Source organism: Xanthomonas sp. JL1, assembly GCF_038405005.1.
Genome location: NZ_JBBYGR010000058.1, coordinates 1 through 15,093 on the forward strand (window position 1 = coordinate 1; position 15,093 = coordinate 15,093).

Genomic DNA, 15,093 nt, shown 5'->3' on the forward strand with positions numbered 1-15,093 from the left:
TCAAGGTGCGCTGGAGGCATTGAAACGCTGCCGATCGGGTTTAGGTCGGGTGAAACGCCTGCTGTGCGACAGCGGCTACATCGGAGATCCCTTCGCCGAGGGCGTACAGGACATTCTGGGCAAGCATGTCACCGTACAGATTGCCAAGCGCAGCGAGCTGCATACCTTCAAGGTCATGCCCAAGCGCTGGAGTGTCGAACGCAGCTTTGCCTGGCTGGAGAAGAACCGGAGGCTATGGAAGAACTGCGAGCGAAGGCTCAATACCAGCTTGCAGTTCATCCATCTGGCGTTCCTGGCACTGCTGCTCAGGAGATCGTGAACAGGTTCTAAGACCGCGGAGTTTTTGATAGGGGGAGTTCTCGCCGTTCCATGAGCGTTGTAGAGCACAACTGCAGCCTGTGGGTTGCCAGCCAGGCCGTCACGCGCAATATACTTTGTTCAACTTGCTTAATGGATGAGAACGGCGGACGCATCACGATGAAACCGGCTGTGTCTGCTGTGGTCAAATTACCATGAGCATGATGGGGACGCCGTAATGGGCATGGGGATCGAGATGTTTCGTTGGGTCATGGCGGCTTTGCTGATTGGCGGCAGCGGCTACGCCGTGGCGCGGCATTTGCAGAACAGTAATACCGCCGGGCATTACCGCTCGGTCGAAGTTATTCGCCCGGAAGGCACGCCCAAGGCGATGGTGATCTTGCTGCCCGACAGTAGCCATCCAGAGGACAGCCAGCGGCTGGCCGACACGCTGAGCAACGATGGCGCGCTGGTCGCGGTGGTCGACACCGCCAAGTACCGCGAACACGCGCGCGCGCATCAGGTCGCCTGTAGCTCGCTGGCCGACGATGCCGAGCGGCTGGGCAAGAAATTATTGCGCGCCGAACATGTCGATGCGTTCCTGCCGCCGGTGTTGGTGGGGCAGGGCGACGGCGCAGTGCTGGTGCGCCAGGCAGTCGCCTCGGCCGCGCCGGACGTGCTGGCCGGCGCGGTAGTCGCCGACGCCGGTAACAAGGATCCAGGGCTGGCGTGCTCGCGCGATATGCCCAATGTCAGTCAGGGTTTCCTCGACAATTTGGCCGATGACTCCAGTCCGATGCAGATTGCTGCGGCTGTACGCGGCCACTTCCCGGCTGCGCAATCTCAAAGCCTGGGTGATTTGCCGCTCGTAGAACTGCACGCACCCGGCAGCGACCGTCTGGTGGTGATGCTCTCCGGCGATGGCGGCTGGCGCGAACTGGATAAAGGCATTGCAGCGCAGCTGCAGCAGCAGGGCGTGTCGGTGGTGGGCTGGAACAGCCTGCGCTACTTCTGGGGCAGCCGCACGCCGCAGCAAGTGGGCGCGGATCTGGACCGGGTGATCGCCAGCTATCGCGAGCGTTGGCATATTCAGCACGTCGCCCTGGTTGGCTATTCGTTCGGTGCCGATGTGTTGCCGTTCGCCTATCCGGAACTCTCGCCGGAGCAACGCGCCTCGGTGCAGTTCGTCAGCTTGCTCGGCCTTGGCCACAAGGCCGACTTCAAGGTGCGCGTCGGTGGCTGGCTGGGCTGGCATAACGATGCCGAGCGCGATGTGGAGCCGGCCATCCAGTCGCTGGACGCGCACCGCCTGCAATGCATCTACGGCGACGAAGAAAAAGACACGCTGTGCCCGGAACTGCGCGCGCGCGGCGTGCAGGTGCTGGCACGCCCGGGTGGGCATCACTTCGACCACGATCCGGTGGTGCTGGCCAATCTGCTGATGGAGGGCTGGCAGCATGCAGCGCAGACGCCGATTGCGGAAACAGCGAGTCGCTCCTAATGCTGCTCGGAACGAACAAGGCGGTGCATAACGTTTTCCAGAGCGGTTGATCGACAAGCAATCATCGCCACCGCGCACCTTCCACCATGCGAAGGTGCGCGCCGCTGAAGCGCTGCTGGCGGCCTTGCTTCAGCGAAATCCCGGATTCACTCGCCACCCCTGGCGTGTCGAAGGTCCTCTCTGGCACCGCGCAGGCCCTCCTGGCACTCCATGGAGTGGGCGCCTGCGAAGAGTGCATGGCGGCGCTGAGCGTCGGCAGTGCTGCAGGAGCCACAATGTCGCGCATGGCTTGCCGTCAGCGCTCGCCGGGCTCTACGCGCACCTCGATGCTGCCATCGGCCAGCTGTGCGCGCAGGCGCTCGCCTGCTGCCACCTCGGCGGCGCTGCGCACCACGCTGCCATCGGCAGGGCGGGTCACGATGGCGTAGCCACGCGCAACCGTGGCCAGCGGATTGACCGCTTCCAGCGAGCGCGCAATGCTGCGCAGCTGCAGTTGATCGTGCTGCAAGCGTCGTTGCATCGCCGCCTGGGGATGCAATGCCCGCAGGCGTTGCTGCAAGCCGGCCAGATGACGTTGCGGGTTGTGTGATTGCACCTGCGCGTGCCCACGCTGCACACGCGCCTGCAAGCGCTCGAGCACTTGCGTCATGCGCGCACCCAGCTGGCGACCGGCCTCTTCCTGTCGGCGATGAAGCAGTTGCAGGTGCGCCTGCGGGCTATGCGCACGCAGGCGCAGCGCAAGCCGGTCGGCGCGTTGCATGGCATTGCCCAAGGCGTGTTGCTGCAGCTGGGTCATGCGGGCCTGCGCGCGTCGCACGCGCGCGACCAGCTCGCGTTGATCGGGCACCAGCAATTCGGCCGCCACCGACGGTGTGGGCGCACGCACGTCGGCCACGAAATCGCTGAGGCTGAAGTCGGTCTCGTGGCCGACCGCAGACACCACCGGCGTCTGCGCAGCGGCAATCGCACGCGCCAGGCGTTCGTCGTTGAAGGCCCACAGATCTTCCAGCGAGCCGCCGCCGCGGGTGATCAGGATGACGTCGTAGCGCCCGGACGCATCGGCGCGTTGCAGCAGCGAGGTGATCTGTGCGGCAGCGCTGTCGCCTTGTACCAGCGAGGGCAGCAGATCCACTTCGAGTAGCGGAAAGCGCCGCGCCAGTACGCTGAGCACATCGCGCACCGCCGCGCCGCTGGGCGAAGTGATGACCGCTAGCCGCTGAACATGCGCCGGCAGTGACTGCTTGCGCTCGGCATCGAACAGGCCTTCTGCAGCAAGGCGTGCACGCAGTGCGTCGAAGGCGCGACGCAACGCGCCTTCGCCGGCTTCTTCCATATGGTCGAGCACCAGCTGGTAGTCGCCGCGTGCTTCGTACAGGGTCAGGCGCCCGCGTGCCAGCACGCGCAAGCCTTCGCGCGGCTGGAATTTCAGCCAGGTGCTTTTGGGCTTGAACATCGCGCAACGGATCTGCGCACGCGCATCCTTCAGCGTGAAATACAGATGCCCCGACGAGGGCCGGGTGACGCTGCTCAGTTCGGCTTCCACCCATACGAGCGGGAAGCTGCCTTCCAGCAGGTCGCGCGCTAGCGCATTGAGCTGGCTGGGAGTAAGGATCTGTTCGTTGCGCTCGGCCATCGCCGCATTATCCCGTAGCGAAGAAGACCGTGGGTGACTAGCTGACACACGCCCATGCAATTGGAGGCCGCATCGACGACCAGCGCGTACACGTAGCGGCCGCAGGCGCCTCAGGCGCGAGACACGCCAGCGAATGCCCGTTGGCTCACAGACCGTGTTGCGACAGCGCCCAACCAACGTGTTCGCGCACCAGCGCCGAGTCGTCGTGGCGACGCGCTTCCAGTGCGGCGATAACCTCTGGTGTGCCGGGCGCGTTGCCCAGACCCACGGCGATATTGCGCAGCCAGCGTTCGTGTCCGCTGCGGCGGATCGGGCTGCCCTCGGTGCGGCGCAGGAATTCGTCTTCGTCCCAAGCAAACAGCTGCGGCAGCGTTGCCACGTCGAGTTCATTGCGGGCGCGGAAATCGGTTTCGTCCGTACGCTTGGCGAACTTGTTCCAGGGGCAGATCAGCTGGCAATCGTCGCAGCCGAAGATGCGGTTGCCGATCGGCTTGCGCATGTCTTCGGGAATTGGGCCGTCGTGTTCGATGGTGAGGTACGCGATGCAGCGGCGCGCATCCAGCCGGTACGGCGCGATGATGGCTTGGGTGGGGCAGATATCGATGCAGCGCGTGCAGGTGCCGCAATGTGCAGTCGCGGGTGTGTCGATCGGCAGCGGCACGTCGAGATAGATCTCGCCCAGGAAAAACCACGAGCCGCCGTTGCGATCGATCAGACAGGTATGTTTGCCGATCCAGCCCAACCCGGCGTTGCGCGCCAGTGCGCGCTCCAGTACCGGTGCGGAATCGACGAACACGCGGAAGCCAAACGCGCCGATTTCGCCTTGGATACGTTCGGCCAGCTTCTGCAGCCGGTTGCGCATCAGCTTGTGGTAATCGCGCCCCAGCGCATAGCGCGCCACATAGGCGCGCTTGCCGTCGTGCAAGGTGTTCCAGGCCTCGGTGTCGTCCTTGCGGCCGTAATCCATGCCCACCGACAACACGCGCAAGGTGCCGGGTACCAGCTCCTGCGGGCGCGAGCGCTTGTCGCCGTGCTGGGCCATCCAATGCATGGTGCCGTACAGGCCTTCTTCCAGCCACCTGCGCAGATGCACCTCGTCTTCGCCCAGCTCGATGCCGGTGATGCCGCAGCGTTGAAAGCCGGCTTGGCGCGCAAGCACGCGAATGCGCGCAGCGGCATCGGCAGGGTCGGGGCGGGCAAGGACGGCGGACATGGCGACCAGTATAGAATTCCCGGCATGTACGCACCGCTCGATCTTTACGACACCGCCGCCGCGCGCACGCTCGATGCGCAGGCCACCACGCTGCTTGGCGGCGACGGCTACATCTTGATGCAGCGCGCCGGGCAGGCGGCCTGGCAGTGGTTGCTGGAACGCTGGCCGCAGGCGCGCCGCATCGTGGTGGTGTGCGGCACCGGCAACAATGGTGGCGATGGCTATGTGCTGGCGCGCCTGGCGCACCGTGCAGGGCGCCAGGTCCGCGTAGTGCATCTGCCCGAGCACGGCCCCGGCTCGGACCTGGCGCAGCGTGCCTGCACCGATTACCTGGCGGTCGGCGGCGCGATCGAATTGTTTCCGTATCCGCTGGCGCAGGCGGATGTGATCGTCGATGCGCTGTTCGGTATCGGCCTGAATCGCGCACCGGACGACGCTGCCGCTGCGTTGATCGACGCCATGAACGCGGCCGGCGTGCCGGTATTGGCGCTGGATGTGCCCAGCGGCATCGATGCAGATCACGGGGTCGCTTTCGGCGCCGCGGTAAATGCCGCGCTGACCTTGCAGTTCATCGTGCCGCATCTCGGGCTCTCCACCGGCGATGCGCTGGAACACGCCGGCGAACGTGCAGTCGCGTCGCTGGAGGTGCCGGCTGCCGCATTCGATGGACTGACGCCAGCCGCCCACAGTTGGAATGGCGACGCACTGAGGGCGCAGTTGCGTCCGCGTCGCCGCAACACGCACAAAGGCGAATCCGGGCGGGTGCTATGCGTGGGCGGCAATCTCGGCAGCGGTGGCGCCATCATGCTCACCGCCGAAGCGGCGTTGCGCAGCGGCGCCGGCTTGGTGCAGGTCGCCACGCGCGCCGAGCATGTGACCCCATTGCTGGCGCGCTGCCCCGAGGCGATGGTGCGCGCCGTGCAGGCCGATGACGACGTCGCCGCGCTCGCGAACGCTGCCGATGCGGTCGCGCTCGGGCCCGGGCTAGGGCAGGACGCCTGGGCACAAGCGCTGTGGCGCGCGGCGCTGGGCACCGACACCGCGGTGGTGATCGACGCCGATGGCTTGAATCTGCTTGCTGGCAACGCGGTGCCGGCGCGTGGCCCGCGCATTCTGACCCCGCACCCGGGCGAAGCCGGTCGTTTGCTGGGACGTTCGACCGCGCAGATTCAGCGCGATCGTCCGGCCGCTGCGGCTGCGTTGGCAAAGCGTTACCACGCAGTGGCGGTGCTCAAGGGCGCCGGGACGGTGGTCGCCGCGCCAGACGCACTGCCACGCATCATCGACGCAGGCAATCCAGGCATGGCGGTCGGCGGCATGGGCGATCTATTGACTGGCGTCATCGCGGCATTGTTGGGGCAGGGCTGGTCGCCATTCGACGCCGCCAGCCTTGGCGCCTTGCTGCATGCCTGCGCCGGCGATGCAGCTGCGCGCGCCGGCGAGCGCGGCTTACTGCCCACCGACCTGCTTCCCGAACTGCGCCGCCTCGCCAACGCTGGAGCCATTGCGTGATCGACCTCAACGGACACCTGCACGACGCGCAAACCACCGAAACCCTGGGCCAGGCTCTGGCCTCGCTGCGGCCCGCCAGCGCGGTGGTGCAGTTGCATGGCGACCTGGGCGCCGGCAAATCCACCCTCGCACGCGCGCTGCTGCGCGCACTCGGCGTCACCGGGCCGATTCGCAGCCCGACATACACCCTGGTCGAACGCTATCCGCTGAGTACCGGCGATGAAGCCTGGCATCTGGATCTGTATCGCATCGGCCACGCCGGGGAACTGGATTTTCTCGGGCTCGACGAAGGCAGTGCGAGCCTGTGGCTGGTGGAATGGCCGGAGCGCGGCGCTGGTGTGCTGCCGCCGGTCGATCTGAACGTGGAGCTGGCCGTTGCCGGCGAAGGCCGCAGCGTTCGGTTGCTGGGCCGCAGCGCGGTCGGCAACGGCTGGCTGGAGCGTCTGTCGCAGCAGCCCCAGTTGCAGGCCTTTTTTGCCGCCTCACGAGAAGAATGAACGCCAGGTTGTGGATTATTAAGGGAAATCACCTTGCAATTCACACAGTTGGATGATTGAATCCAGCGCAATGACACCGGGGATCCGCCAGTTCTGTGTTTCCGCCCTGACCGCCAGCCTGAGCCTGGCGGTTTTTGCTGGGTGGGCCGGCGAAATTAAAGGCGTGGGCGTGAGTACCGGTGCCACCGGAACCCGCGCAGAAATTCAACTGGCCGGCAGCGGTGGCTTCAAGACCTTGTCGCTGGCGAACCCGAATCGCCTGGTCGTCGATTTTCCAGATTCCTCCGGCGTGCGTGGCCTCAAGCTGCCGACTGCCGCTGGGCTGGTGACCTCGGTGCGCACCGGGCAGCCGGTGCCGGGTACGTTCCGGGTGGTATTCGAGCTGGCAACGCCGGTGACGCCACTGAAGCCGCAGATGCAGACCATCGGTAGCGGCTCGACGTTGGTGATCGAATGGCCCGGCGATCCGCCCCCGGCTGCTACCTCCGCGGTTGCCACGGCTGCAACGCCGGCTTCGGCCCCCACGCCGCGTCCGCTCAATGCACAAACCGAGGCCGCGCGCGCAACTGCCGCACTGGCCGCTTCTGCGCAGCAGCGCGCCTCCTCAGTGCCACCACCCCAACCGCAGACGCCGTCGCCCGCACCGTACGTGCCAGCGTCGGCGATGCCAACCATCACGCAGGCGCCGGTTCCGACCACCGTTGCCACTGGCATACCGACGCCGCGGCCCACCACCGATAACGCAGCGCCGACTGGCGTCGCGGGCAGCGTGCCCAACCTTGCCACCGCGCCCACCGGCAACGCATTGGCTGGCGCAGTGGCGGCCGGGAGTAGCGCAGCCGCAGCTGCCATCTTGAACGGCGACAGCGCACCGATGGGGGTTGCGACGTCAGGGAGTAGCGCAGCAGGCACCTCCAACGGCGGGTCGAGTGCCGTGGCCGCTGCCAATGACGACGACGATGACGACCTTCCGCCGCGTCCGGTCCTGCCCAACGAAGCCTCGCGGATCAAGATGGCACCGGGCATGCGTGTGCTGATCGTGGCGATCGATCCAGGCCATGGCGGCCAGGATCCGGGCGCCATCGGCCCCACCGGCAAGCGCGAGAAGGACGTTACCCTGGCGGTGGGCCGTGAACTGGCGCGCCAGATCAATGCCACGCCCGGCATGAAGGCGTACCTGACCCGCGACACCGATGTCTTCATTCCGTTGCCGATGCGTGCGCAGAAGGCCCGCGCCGCCAAGGCCGACATCTTTATCTCGATCCACGCCGACGCCGCCGAAAACCGCAGCGCCACCGGCTCCTCGGTCTACGTGCTGTCGACCAAGGGCGCCTCGTCGCAACGTGCGCGCTGGCTGGCCGACAAGGAAAACGCCGCCGATCTGGTCGGTGGCGTGCGCTTGCAGCAGACCGAAAGTACGCTGGCCAATGTGTTGCTCGACCTGGCCCAGAGCGGGCATATGAAAGCCTCCGAAGACGCCGCCGGCCATGTGTTGGGAGGGCTCAAGCGCATCGGCAACAACCATAAGTCGCAGTTGGAACGCGCCAATTTTGCGGTGCTGCGCACGTCCGACATGCCGGCGATGCTGGTGGAAACCGCCTTCATCTCCAATCCGGATGAAGAGCGTCGCCTGGTCGACCCGGCTTACCAGCGCAGGATTGCTGCAGCCGTGCTGGATGGCATCGATACCTTCTTCACCCGCCAGCCACCGCCAGGCACGTTGTTCGCCGCGCGTGCGCAGGCCGAAGCCGATGCGGTCGGCACCGTGGCCGGAGGCAGCCGCTGACCCGCTCGGATATCATTGCGCACTGATTCCTTGATGACGGCGCCCGTGCGCCGCCGGATTGCCGTGCCGACGTCTGTCTTGCTTTTTCCTCCCACGATGCGCCGCGCTTTGCGCTTCCAGCAAGGGAGCACGCGCTGATGGCGATCCGTCAGTTGCCCGAGATGTTGATCAACCAAATCGCTGCCGGCGAAGTCGTCGAGCGGCCCGCGTCGGTGGTCAAAGAACTGGTCGAAAACGCACTTGATGCCGGCGCCACGCGCGTGGACATCGAACTTGAAGAAGGCGGCGTGCGGCTGATCCGTATCCGCGACAACGGCGGCGGCATCGCCCCGGACGAACTGCCGCTGGCCGTGTCCCGGCATGCCACCAGCAAGATCGCCTCGCTGGACGATCTGGAAACCGTGGCCACGCTCGGCTTCCGCGGTGAAGCCTTGCCGTCGATCGCCTCGGTCAGTCGGTTCACCCTGACCTCGCGCCGGCACGATGCCGAACACGGCTCTGCACTGGAAATCGACGGCGGCCGCCTGGGCGAGGTCGTGCCGCGCGCACATGCGCCGGGTACCACGGTCGAAGTCCGCGAGTTGTTCTTCAACGTGCCGGCACGGCGCAAATTCCTGCGTGCCGAACGCACCGAACTCGGGCACATCGAAGAGTGGCTGCGCTCCTTGGCGCTGGCGCGGCCGGATGTGGAATTGCGCGTCTCGCACAACGGCAAGCCGTCGCGTCGCTACAAGCCGGGCGATCTGTATTCGGATGCGCGGCTGGGCGAAACCCTCGGCGAAGATTTCGCACGCCAGGCCTTGCGTGTGGATCACAGCGGCGCCGGTCTGCGTCTGCATGGCTGGGTTGCGCAGCCGCATTACTCGCGCGCCAGTACCGACCAGCAATACCTCTATGTCAACGGCCGTTCGGTGCGTGACCGCAGCGTGGCGCATGCGGTGAAGATGGCCTACGGCGATGTGCTGTTCCATGGCCGTCAGCCGGCGTATGTGTTGTTTCTGGAACTGGACCCGGCGCGCGTGGACGTCAACGTGCACCCGGCCAAACACGAGGTGCGGTTCCGCGAAGCGCGGCTGATCCACGATTTCGTCTATCGCACCTTGCAGGATGCATTGGCGCATACCCGCGCCGGGGCGACGCCGAACAGTATCGGCAGCGATGGTGCCGGCTACACAGGTGCTACCGCTGGCGAAATGGGCAACATCGCTAGCGGCGGCCCTGCGAACCATGGCAACGCACCCGGTCGCAGCGGTAGCGCTTACAGCTACGCCAACTGGACGCCCTCGCAGACACCGTTGGGCCTACGCGTGGACGAGGCGCGCGCCGCCTACAGTGCGCTGTATGCGCCACCGCCGCGCAATGCACCGCAATCGACAGGGATGCCAAGCATGGCTGGCACCGGATTGCCGGCAACCTCAGAAGATAGCGGAGTGCCACCGCTCGGGTACGCCATCGCGCAGTTGCACGGCATCTACATCCTGGCCGAAAACGCCGAGGGTCTGATTGTGGTCGACATGCACGCGGCGCACGAGCGCATCGTCTATGAGCGGCTTAAAAATGCGCACGACAGCATCGGCCTGCATGCGCAGCCATTGCTGGTGCCGATGACGCTGGCGGTGGGCGAGCGCGAAGCCGATACCGCCGAGCGCGAAGCCGACACCCTTGCCACGCTCGGTTTCGAGATCACCCGCGCCGGTCCGCAGTCGCTGCACGTGCGCAGTATTCCCGCGCTACTGGCCAATGCCGAACCGGAAGCGCTGCTGCGCGATGTGCTCGGCGATCTACGCGAGCATGGTCAAAGTTGTCGCATCGCCAGTGCACGCGACGAACTGCTTTCCACCATGGCCTGCCACGGCGCAGTGCGCGCCAACCGCCGCCTCACCGTGCCGGAAATGAACGCGCTGCTGCGCGATATGGAAGCCACCGAGCGCTCGGGCCAATGCAACCATGGCAGACCGACCTGGGCTCGGTTTACGCTGAGCGATATTGATCGTTGGTTTCTCAGGGGACGTTGATGGCAGTGCACAGGGAGAAGGGCTGGCTGCTCGTCATGCTGGTTGCAGTGGCAGTGGCAGTGGCAGTGGTCGGTTGCGGGCGCGATGCGCCACCGCCGGCCGCGCCGGTCGCACTCGACAAGACATTTCTGGCCGATACCGCCGCATGGCGCAAAGCCCGTTTGAACGAGCTGCGCGCACCCGACGGCTGGACCAGTCTGGTCGGCCTGCACTGGCTGTCGCTGAAGGCGCATTACATCGGCAGCAGTGCCGACAGCGGTATCAGACTCGCGGTAGGCCCGCCGAAGATGGGCATGGTGTCCACCGAGAACAACGCGGTCTGGTTCGTGCCCGAGCGTGGCGCCGCGCTGACCCTCGATGGCAAGCCGCTGACCAGCCGAATCCGCTTCCAGTCAGACCGCGATCCGCAGCCCACACGCATCTATTTCGACGATGGCAAAGGCGTGTTGAGCCTGATCCATCGTGGCGACCGCGATGCGCTGCGAGTCAAGCATGCCGACGCGAGCTCGCGCACGCACTTCGCTGGTCTGGACTACTGGCCGCTGGATCCGTCCTGGCGCATCACCGCGCGCTACGTGCCCAACGCTGTCGGCAAGACCATCCCGATCGTCGACATCGTCGGTATCAGCAGCGAGCAGCCCAACGCGGGTGCCATCGAGTTCGAGCGCGATGGCAAGACCTATCGATTGGAAACGATCGGCGAGCCGGGTCGGCCGATGTTCGTGGTCTTCGCCGACCGCACCAGCGGGCACGGCAGCTATCCGGCCGGGCGCTTTCTGGACCTGGACGTGCCCGATGCCTCCGGAAAGGTCGTGGTTGATTTCAATCGCGCCTACAACCCCCCATGCGCATTTACACCCTTTGCCACTTGTCCACTGCCGCCGCCGGAAAACCGGATCGACCTGGCAGTGTCGGCAGGTGAGAAGGCCTACAAGGTGCCGCACTGACATGCGCGATGTTGATATGTGCGGAGGAACACCATGACAGGGAAACGGACAACCTCGACGCGCCAGCGTGTTGCCGCCTGGTGCAGCGGCGCGCTGCTCGGCCTGAGCTTGTGGAGCGGGGCGCTCGTGCCAGCGTGGGCACGCGGTGCAAGCGATACACCGGCCGGCCCGCCCGTGCCGCTGCTATGGAAGGTCGATGGCAAGGGCGGCACCCTGTATGTGCTGGGCTCGTTCCATGTGCTCAAGCCCAGCGACTACCCGCTATCGCCGGATGTGATGCAGGCCTTCGCCAAGGCCGACCGGCTGCTGTTCGAGCTGCCGCCTGACGACGCACAATCGCCTGAGCTAGCCGGTCGCATGCTGCAGGCCGCGCGGCGCACCGATGGGCGCACGCTGCAGGACACGCTGGACGCAAAAACCTGGCAGTCACTGAGTGCCTATGCACGCAGGTACGGCATGCCGCTGGAGAGCTTGCAGCCGTTCAAGCCGTGGTTCGTGGCGCTGACGATCAGCCTGGCCGAGATGAGCCGACAAGGCATGGACCCGAACGCGGGGCTGGACCATTACCTGATGCAACAGGCGCAGGCGCGCGGCAAACCGGCCGATGGCCTGGAGCGCGCCGCCGAACAGATCGCCTTGCTCGATGGCATGTCGCCGACCGAGCAGCATCAGTTGCTGGAAGAGTCGCTGGACGAGGCCGATGCCACCGACCAGCTACGCCAGCTGCATGCAGCCTGGCGCAATGGCGACGTGCATACGCTGTCCACGCAAATGGCCGAGGACATGCGTCGCCAGTATCCGGCGCTGTATCAGGACATCAATGTCGAGCGCAATGCGCGCTGGGTGCCGCGTCTGGAACAGCGGCTCGGCAAAGGCGGCACCACACTGGTAGTGGTCGGCGCGCTGCATTTACTGGGGAACGACGGGATCGTGGAGCGTCTGCGCGCGCGCGGCTACCACGTGGAGCGGATCTGCTCGGCCTGCGCAAAGCAGGCCGGCCGCTGATCGACTGCGCCTGCGAGCGTGAGGCTCCTGGCGCAGCTTTAGACTTAGAGCGGCTAACAAAACGACTGCGCTCACCGCCAGGCGGGAGCGGCCGGTGCTCGGAATCGGCATGTAGCAGGCGTCCACTGCGGTTCTGAGCGCGCCGGCTGCTCGCGACGTTTTGTTAGCCGCTCTTAGCCGCGGTTGCGGGCCTTGCCGGTGGTGCCGTGATGATTGTTCGGCGTGCCGTGCGTGCCGGTTCCAATCGGGCCGCTGCCCAGGCCGCTTGCACCGGGCGGGTTCGGCGGCGTGCCAGGGCCAACCGGGCGACCGAAGCCGGCGCCGAAATTGCGCTGGAACTCCTGCCACAACTCCAGGTTGCGCTCGGTCAGCTGGTTCATCATCGCCCATGGCGTCTGCCCGAGCAGGTTGCCCATCTGCTGGCGGAACTGCTGCTGCTGATCCAGGAACACCTGCATGCTGCGCTCCAGGTAGTTGCCCATGAAGCCCTGCAGCGAATCGCCATAGAACCGGATGATCTGGCTCAGCAGCTGGGTGGAGAGCATCGGCTCGCCGTCCTGTTCGCGGTCGGCGATGATTTGCAGCAGCACCGCGCGGCTCAGGTCTTCGCCACTCTTGGCATCGCGTACCTCGAATTCTTCGCCATCGATGATCAATTGGCGCACATCTTCGATGGTGATATAGCTGGAGATTTCCGTGTCGTAGAGACGGCGATTGGGATACTTCTTGATGATGCGAAGTCCGGCCATGGAACGTTCACCCACACTGATAGTGCGCGCAGGATGGCGCACCGCAGCAGCGCTTGCAACAGCCAAAACGCCTGATTTGCCTAAGCGGACACATTAAAAATGTTGCGCAGCATGGTTCTCGTTGCAAATCCATGCTGCACCGCAAAGTTGCAGCAAACGTTACCAGCCCATGTGGTGGCCGCCGTTGATGTCCAGATTGGAGCCGGTGATCCATGCAGCCTCTTCCGCAATCAGAAAGGCCACCGCATAGGCGATCTCTTCCGGGCGACCCAGGCGCCCGGTGGGGATGTCGGCCTCGATCTTGGCGCGCACTTCCTCCGGCACCGCCATCACCATGTCGGTGGCCACATAACCGGGCGAGACCGTGTTGACGGTGACCCCGAATGCCGCGTTTTCGCGCGCCAGCGAGATGGTGAAGCCGTGCATGCCGGCCTTGGCAGCGGCGTAATTGGCTTGGCCGTACTGACCCTTGAGTCCGTTAATCGAACTGATCTGGATCACTCGGCCCCAGCCGCGCTTGCGCATGCCTTCGATCACCGGGCGGGTCACGTTGAAGACCGAATTGAGGTTGGTGTTGATGACCTCGTGCCACTGCTCGGCGGTCATGCGGTGGAAGGTGGTGTCGCGGGTGATGCCGGCGTTGTTGACCAGGATCTCGATTGGCCCCAGCGCCGCTTCGACCTCTTCCACCAAGGCACGCGCATGCTCGGACGAGGCCACATCGCCGCGAAACAACGCGACGTCATAGCCCTGTGCCTGCATGCGCTGCTGCCAGTCGCGCGCCTTTTCTTCATTGCGGAAGTTGCTGGCGACCCGGTGGCCCTGGTCGGCCAGGCGCTTGCAGATGGCAGTACCGATACCGCCGGTGCCGCCGGTGACCAATGCGACGCGAGATGTCATGACGACTCCAATCAACAAGTAAGGCTGAGGGCGATCCAGGAGCGTGCCGGCGCGGCCACGCCTGGATGCCGGTGCTGGGGCGCAATTCTAGTCACGCTGGCGCTCGTATGCGCAGGTAGCGCGGTCCCGCTGGCGTTGGCGCGGCAGCAACTGCGGCGAAAAATGCCGCACGGCCTGCTGCAGCAGGGTCGTGACCGTCGCGCGCCGCGGCAGCGCGTCCGGGCGCTGGCCCAGCCCGGCCCAGGCGGCGTGCAGGGCCGGCAGTGGGTCGGTATCGTCCAGCGCGGGTGCGCCGTGCGATTTGGACAGCTTGCGGCCATCGCCATCCAGCATCAGTGGCAGATGCAGGTAACGCGGCTGCGGCACGCCCAGTGCGCGCTGCAGCAGCATCTGGCGCGGAGTGGAGTCGAGCAGGTCGGCGCCGCGCACCACATCGGTGATGCCCTGCGCCGCATCGTCCACCACCACCGCCAGTTGGTAAGCCCAGTAGCCATCGGCGCGGCGCAGCACCACATCGCCCACATCTGCGTAGACATCCTGCAGCACGCGGCCGTGCAGCGCGTCGTCGAAGCCGACCGGCGATTGCGGCGGCACCCGCAGGCGCACCGCACGGCGCGCGCCGAGTGGCGCGACGCAGGCATGGTGGATACCGCCCATGCCGGCCAGGTCTGCGCGGCTGCAGCTGCACTCGAATGCCTGGCCGGTCTCCAGCAGCCGGTTGATGGCGGCAGTGTAGGCGGCGTCGCGCTCGGACTGCCGGATCACGGGAAGATCCGAGTGCAGCCCGAAGGCGGTCAGGGTGCGTAGTTGCCGTTCGGAAGCGCCGGGTTCGGCGCGCGGCGGGTCGATGTCTTCGATGCGGACGCACCATTGTCCGCCGGCATGCCGGGCGAGCAGCCAGCTGCCGAACGCAGCGAGCAGGGAGCCGAAGTGCAGCGGGCCGGTAGGCGAGGGCGCGAAGCGGCCGAGATAGGAGGGCGATGGCATGGGCAGCTGAATCGTCGGTCAGCTGCTCGCTTGATTTCAAGCCGCCGCACC

13 protein-coding genes are annotated in these 15,093 nt (G+C 65.8%); 8 read left to right on the plus strand and 5 right to left on the minus strand.

What is annotated here, in order from left to right; translation table 11 throughout:
* Together WJW29_RS13655 and WJW29_RS13660 are read left to right on the plus strand one after the other, a co-directional pair.
* On the plus strand, positions 1–319 hold a 319-nt coding region (locus WJW29_RS13655; protein WP_146767475.1), incomplete at its 5' end, for a transposase.
* 216 nt (positions 320–535) lie between these two features.
* Positions 536–1,798, plus strand: a complete 1,263-nt coding sequence (locus WJW29_RS13660) for a virulence factor (RefSeq protein ID WP_011259340.1) — start codon at positions 536–538, stop codon at positions 1,796–1,798.
* A gap of 295 nt (positions 1,799–2,093) precedes the next feature.
* On the opposite strand, the gene xseA is transcribed toward WJW29_RS13660, so the two are convergent.
* A complete protein-coding gene (gene xseA, locus WJW29_RS13665; RefSeq protein WP_113186849.1) occupies positions 2,094–3,431 on the minus strand; it encodes an exodeoxyribonuclease VII large subunit in 1,338 nt (445 codons plus the stop codon).
* Between the two features lie 145 nt (positions 3,432–3,576).
* Positions 3,577–4,644 carry a tRNA epoxyqueuosine(34) reductase QueG gene (gene queG / locus WJW29_RS13670; protein WP_113014281.1) on the minus strand — a complete coding sequence of 356 codons (1,068 nt, stop codon included), beginning with the start codon at positions 4,642–4,644 and terminating at the stop codon, positions 3,577–3,579.
* A gap of 24 nt (positions 4,645–4,668) precedes the next feature.
* Between queG and WJW29_RS13675 the strand changes: the two genes are divergently transcribed.
* The 6 genes from WJW29_RS13675 to WJW29_RS13700 all read left to right on the plus strand — a co-directional run bounded on the left by WJW29_RS13675 (position 4,669) and on the right by WJW29_RS13700 (position 12,406).
* A complete protein-coding gene (locus WJW29_RS13675) occupies positions 4,669–6,156 on the plus strand; it encodes a bifunctional ADP-dependent NAD(P)H-hydrate dehydratase/NAD(P)H-hydrate epimerase (RefSeq protein ID WP_011259337.1) in 1,488 nt (495 codons plus the stop codon).
* Entirely contained in the window at positions 6,153–6,653 is a 501-nt protein-coding gene (gene tsaE, locus WJW29_RS13680; protein ID WP_011259336.1) for a tRNA (adenosine(37)-N6)-threonylcarbamoyltransferase complex ATPase subunit type 1 TsaE, read from the plus strand. Before WJW29_RS13675 ends, tsaE begins: the two co-directional genes overlap by 4 nt.
* Positions 6,654–6,723: 70 nt before the next feature.
* A complete protein-coding gene (locus WJW29_RS13685; protein ID WP_171970805.1) occupies positions 6,724–8,439 on the plus strand; it encodes an N-acetylmuramoyl-L-alanine amidase in 1,716 nt (571 codons plus the stop codon).
* 137 nt (positions 8,440–8,576) lie between these two features.
* Positions 8,577–10,454 carry a DNA mismatch repair endonuclease MutL gene (gene mutL, locus WJW29_RS13690; RefSeq protein WP_011259334.1) on the plus strand — a complete coding sequence of 626 codons (1,878 nt, stop codon included), beginning with the start codon at positions 8,577–8,579 and terminating at the stop codon, positions 10,452–10,454.
* Positions 10,454–11,401, plus strand: a complete 948-nt coding sequence (locus WJW29_RS13695; RefSeq protein ID WP_041182163.1) for a DUF1684 domain-containing protein — start codon at positions 10,454–10,456, stop codon at positions 11,399–11,401. The genes mutL and WJW29_RS13695 overlap by 1 nt, the downstream gene beginning before the upstream one ends.
* A 33-nt stretch (positions 11,402–11,434) precedes the next feature.
* Positions 11,435–12,406 (plus strand): TraB/GumN family protein, encoded by a 972-nt coding sequence (locus WJW29_RS13700; RefSeq protein ID WP_011408749.1) that lies wholly within the window; start codon positions 11,435–11,437, stop codon positions 12,404–12,406.
* Between the two features lie 173 nt (positions 12,407–12,579).
* Here WJW29_RS13700 and phaR read toward each other — a convergent pair whose 3' ends face one another.
* The 3 genes from phaR to gluQRS all read right to left on the minus strand — a co-directional run bounded on the left by phaR (position 12,580) and on the right by gluQRS (position 15,042).
* On the minus strand, positions 12,580–13,155 hold the full coding sequence (gene phaR, locus WJW29_RS13705) for a polyhydroxyalkanoate synthesis repressor PhaR (protein ID WP_011259331.1): 576 nt from the start codon (positions 13,153–13,155) through the stop codon (positions 12,580–12,582).
* Between the two features lie 159 nt (positions 13,156–13,314).
* Positions 13,315–14,055: a beta-ketoacyl-ACP reductase gene (locus WJW29_RS13710; RefSeq protein WP_011408747.1), complete on the minus strand. Its 741-nt coding sequence runs from the start codon at positions 14,053–14,055 to the stop codon at positions 13,315–13,317.
* Positions 14,056–14,142: 87 nt separating this feature from the next.
* Entirely contained in the window at positions 14,143–15,042 is a 900-nt protein-coding gene (gene gluQRS, locus WJW29_RS13715; protein WP_011259329.1) for a tRNA glutamyl-Q(34) synthetase GluQRS, read from the minus strand.
* Between the last annotated feature and the right edge of the window lie 51 nt (positions 15,043–15,093).

Excerpts from the sequence above, each read along its gene's own strand:
- WJW29_RS13660 (WP_011259340.1), top strand. The coding sequence starts at position 536 with ATGGGCATGGGGATCGAGATGTTTCGTTGGGTCATGGCGGCTTTGCTG.
- xseA (WP_113186849.1), bottom strand. The coding sequence starts at position 3,431 with ATGGCCGAGCGCAACGAACAGATCCTTACTCCCAGCCAGCTCAATGCG.
- queG (WP_113014281.1), bottom strand. The coding sequence starts at position 4,644 with ATGTCCGCCGTCCTTGCCCGCCCCGACCCTGCCGATGCCGCTGCGCGC.
- WJW29_RS13675 (WP_011259337.1), top strand. The coding sequence starts at position 4,669 with ATGTACGCACCGCTCGATCTTTACGACACCGCCGCCGCGCGCACGCTC.
- WJW29_RS13685 (WP_171970805.1), top strand. The coding sequence starts at position 6,724 with ATGACACCGGGGATCCGCCAGTTCTGTGTTTCCGCCCTGACCGCCAGC.
- mutL (WP_011259334.1), top strand. The coding sequence starts at position 8,577 with ATGGCGATCCGTCAGTTGCCCGAGATGTTGATCAACCAAATCGCTGCC.
- WJW29_RS13695 (WP_041182163.1), top strand. The coding sequence starts at position 10,454 with ATGGCAGTGCACAGGGAGAAGGGCTGGCTGCTCGTCATGCTGGTTGCA.
- WJW29_RS13700 (WP_011408749.1), top strand. The coding sequence starts at position 11,435 with ATGACAGGGAAACGGACAACCTCGACGCGCCAGCGTGTTGCCGCCTGG.
- phaR (WP_011259331.1), bottom strand. The coding sequence starts at position 13,155 with ATGGCCGGACTTCGCATCATCAAGAAGTATCCCAATCGCCGTCTCTAC.
- WJW29_RS13710 (WP_011408747.1), bottom strand. The coding sequence starts at position 14,055 with ATGACATCTCGCGTCGCATTGGTCACCGGCGGCACCGGCGGTATCGGT.
- gluQRS (WP_011259329.1), bottom strand. The coding sequence starts at position 15,042 with ATGCCATCGCCCTCCTATCTCGGCCGCTTCGCGCCCTCGCCTACCGGC.